The sequence below is a fragment of the Pseudomonas rossensis genome (genome assembly GCF_039888995.1).
GTDB lineage: Bacteria > Pseudomonadota > Gammaproteobacteria > Pseudomonadales > Pseudomonadaceae > Aquipseudomonas > Aquipseudomonas rossensis.
In genome coordinates this window covers 1-3284 of sequence record NZ_JBBWCB010000257.1, presented here as the reverse complement: position 1 = coordinate 3284, position 3284 = coordinate 1, and the positions used below count along the sequence as shown (strand labels likewise).

Sequence of the window (3284 nt, the reverse complement as noted above, 5' to 3'; positions counted from 1 at the left end):
GTGCAATGTTGCGAGCGTGCAAGGCCATGTGACCGCGTTGTATTCCTTCGGTAGACAGCGCACGCAGCGCGCCTAAATTTTGTGCCAAGCCCACTGCTACTGCGATTTCGGCGAGTTCCTGTGCTGTCTTCACACCCAGGATGCGTAGTGAAGTTGTGCCAGTGGGTGAGTCTTGGTGGCACCGCCGACCAGTCCGACAGGCATGGGCATTTCCAGCGTCCCCACCAAATGGCCCTTGCCATCTTTTTCCCAAGTAGTCAGCGAACCGTAATGACCATTACGACAGGCATAGGCATGTGCACCGGCTTCAACCGCACGCCAATCATTGCCGGTGGCGACGATCAACGGGTCGATGCCATTCATGATGCCCTTATTGTGAGTGGCTGCACGGTAAGGATCGACCACGGCGAAGTTGTAAGCATCAAGGATGCCTTCGATGACGTCTTCGCCCTTGTAGGCGGTGGTCGTTAGCAGCTCAGGCGCAATGCGGATCTGTGCACGGGCCAGACGCAGGTCGGCCAAGTTGGACAAAATGCGCAAACGTACCTTGCCGCCGGTAATCTCTTCCATCAACGGGGCCACCGCTTCAGCCATAGTGTTTACGGTGTTGGCACCCATGGCATCGCGCACGTCCACGATCAGATGGGCGACCAGCATTGGCCCGCGTGGGCTCTGGGCGAAGGTATGTACTTCAATGTCACGGCAACCGCCGCCCAGCTTGTTAAGCAGTTGATCCTTGCGGTTGGCCAGTTCGATAATTTCGTCTTTGCGACGCATAAGGCTCAGGCGAGCATTGAAGGGATCTTCGATTTCGACGATCTGCACTTGGGCGCGCATCAGTGGTAGAGAGCTGGAGGTCTGGAAGCCACCCGCCTCGCGCGCCAGTTTCGCCATGAACGATGCCGCTGCGACCACTGAAGGTTCTTCAACCACTAACGGCACGATGACGTCGCGACCATTGATTTGGAAGTTGCTCGCGACGGCGTAGGGCAATTCAAATTTGCCAATCACGTTCTCGATCATGCCGTCGGCTATTTCCAGCGGCAAAGCGCCGGCATCGCGTAGCAGCGCAACATCCTCATTGGGAAGTCCAAGAAGCTCTTGCAGGTGACTCAAGCGTTCAGCAGGCGACATGCTCCGGAACTTAGGGAGGCGAGAGTCGATGCCCATAGGAAGAGTCCTGTTGCAGTTATTGTGTTGAGTTGTTGCCACCCTAGTCCCATCTGTCTTGGTAAAAAAGGTACAGTTTTGACAGACAGTACCTAAGCTGTACCCTCTGTGAATAATTCATACAGGACTCCCTACGATGGCGCGGCTGACACTTGCACAGCAACTGACAGCATCATTGGTCGAGCAGATTGGCAACGGAACCTACCGGGCGGGTGACCGATTGTCATCACTGCGCGAGTGCATGCGTTTGTTTGGCCATTCAAAAAATACAGTGATCAACGCCTATGAGTCGCTTGCCTCCCAGGGACTTGTTGAAGCGCGTCATGGGCAGGGCTTCTTCGTCAAACAAGGTAACCCGAGCAGCAGCGAGCCGGAAGAGCCATTGCCTTACGCTCGGGCGATGGACACCATCTGGCTCATGCGTCAGCAGTTCGTCCGTGAACCAGGTCACTCGCCACTCGGTGAAGGTTTCCCGCCAGTAGAGTGGTTGATGGACTTGCGCTTGGATAAGTTCACACGGCAGGTCATGCGTACGGGTGTAACGACGCTTTTCCGATACGGCAACCGACTAGGCAATGCAGGTCTTCGTCAACACTTGGTGCAGAAGTTGGCTACCTACTCGATTACTGCCAGCCTTCGGCAGATCGTGACGACCCATGGGGCTAATCACGCATTGGATTTGATAATCCGCCGCTTCATTGCCCCAGGGGACTGCGTTTTGGTTGAGGATCCGGGCTATTACCCGCTGTTCGGCAAACTGCAATTGCAAGGAGCTCGGATGCTATCTGTAGCCAGATTGCCGGATGGGCCGGACATAGAAATGCTGGAACGTCATCTTCTCTTACATAAGCCAAAATTGTTTTTCATTCAGTCTGTTGGACACAATCCGACGGGTTCCGATATTTCACCCAGCAAAGCGCATCGTTTGGTTCAGTTAGCGGAGGAACACAATTTTATACTGGTGGACGATGACGCTTTAGCAGATTTCAAACCGGCATCGGCAATCAAGGTGTCTGCGCTGGATCAGTTGAAACGCTCACTGTACGTAGGCAGTTTTTCCAAATCCGTTTCTGCGGCATTGAGGGTCGGATTTATCGCCGGCAGTAAAGATGTAATAGATGAACTGGGCGATCTGAAAATGCTGCTACACACCAGTACATCGGAGCTTTGTGAGCGAACCGTTGATGTCATTCTGATGGAGGGGCATTTCCTGCGTCATCTGATCCGTCTTCAAGAACGCTTACGAAAAGCCACTACGGTAGGTTTGCAAATGCTGGATGAGATAGGAGCCGAGGTATTCGTTCGTCCAGAACAGAGTCTTTATCTGTGGGCTAGATTTGCTCATATTGACGATGCAAGGGAGCTAACTCGACAACTGCTTCCGAAGGGTTTCATGATCGCCCCCGGACACATTTTTTCACCGGAGCAATCGCGTATAACTCCATGGACGAGATTGAATGTCGCGTATCTAAATGATCCGTTGCTCAAAGCAGTACTGAGCGGCTGAGACGGCGTGCCATTTTCCTTCCGGGATGCTGTGATTATCGGCTGGTCGTTACAACGCACGATCGTCTTGGGCTGAAAAATCGGCACTCGCAAGCCTCGCCAGGTGAAGATCTACAAAAATCCTCACACCCGCGCAGTCGTCGAAACCAAAGGTGGCAATCACAAAACGCATTACGAACGTCTGTGTAGCTGACTAAGGTAATTTGCGCTCCCCCCGCTGATTCCACAGGCAACCCTCGCGACTCTCAGTTTTCGACGTATTTAGTGCGTTTTCACACAGCCTGGACCCAAAGCAAATCGTGGCGACGCAGGAGCTGCAATGTGCTGGGGGGCTGCAGGATAGTCTGCCCTTGGAGCAGGTTTTCTCGATTGGACGGCATGTTTTCAATTACTTCATCCCAGAGCGTTTCGTCGAGCATGAAGCCAGGGATCAACACCAAAGGTAGAGCGTTTTCAGAGGTCATCACCCTTAGGTGTAGCGGCTTGCAATCGAAAACGGCCATGCTTGCAATCAACGCTATTTCAGGCTCGGATTAATTGCGATTGAAGCAGCGCCTGTGCTCGCATTAACTGCGACTGAGCTTGCAACCAGTGGCACGTGCTTGCAT

2 protein-coding genes and 2 pseudogenes are annotated in these 3284 nt (G+C 53.3%); 2 read left to right on the top strand and 2 right to left on the bottom strand.

Annotation, left to right across the window (positions count from 1 at the left end; translation table 11 throughout):
- Nucleotides 1–1170: pseudogene (locus tag WLY71_RS30115) on the bottom strand (hydroxymethylglutaryl-CoA reductase, degradative); the annotation flags it as partial.
- A gap of 136 nt (nucleotides 1171–1306) precedes the next feature.
- On the opposite strand from WLY71_RS30115, the gene WLY71_RS30110 reads away from it, so the two are divergent.
- Together WLY71_RS30110 and WLY71_RS31550 are read left to right on the top strand one after the other, a co-directional pair.
- The gene (locus WLY71_RS30110) at nucleotides 1307–2677 is read left to right on the top strand and encodes an aminotransferase-like domain-containing protein (RefSeq protein ID WP_347806481.1); all 1371 of its coding nucleotides are present in this window, start codon (nucleotides 1307–1309) and stop codon (nucleotides 2675–2677) included.
- A 75-nt stretch (nucleotides 2678–2752) separates the two neighbouring features.
- Nucleotides 2753–2869: pseudogene (locus WLY71_RS31550) on the top strand (hypothetical protein); the annotation flags it as partial.
- 79 nt (nucleotides 2870–2948) lie between these two features.
- Here WLY71_RS31550 and WLY71_RS30105 read toward each other — a convergent pair.
- Nucleotides 2949–3179, bottom strand: a complete 231-nt coding sequence (locus WLY71_RS30105; RefSeq protein WP_347806480.1) for a hypothetical protein — start codon at nucleotides 3177–3179, stop codon at nucleotides 2949–2951.
- Nucleotides 3180–3284: the final 105 nt, after the last annotated feature.

What these genes read in the sequence shown, in the direction of transcription:
- WLY71_RS30110 (WP_347806481.1), top strand. Translation starts at nt 1,307, where the DNA reads ATGGCGCGGCTGACACTTGCACAGCAACTGACAGCATCATTGGTCGAG.
- WLY71_RS30105 (WP_347806480.1), bottom strand. Translation starts at nt 3,179, where the DNA reads ATGGCCGTTTTCGATTGCAAGCCGCTACACCTAAGGGTGATGACCTCT.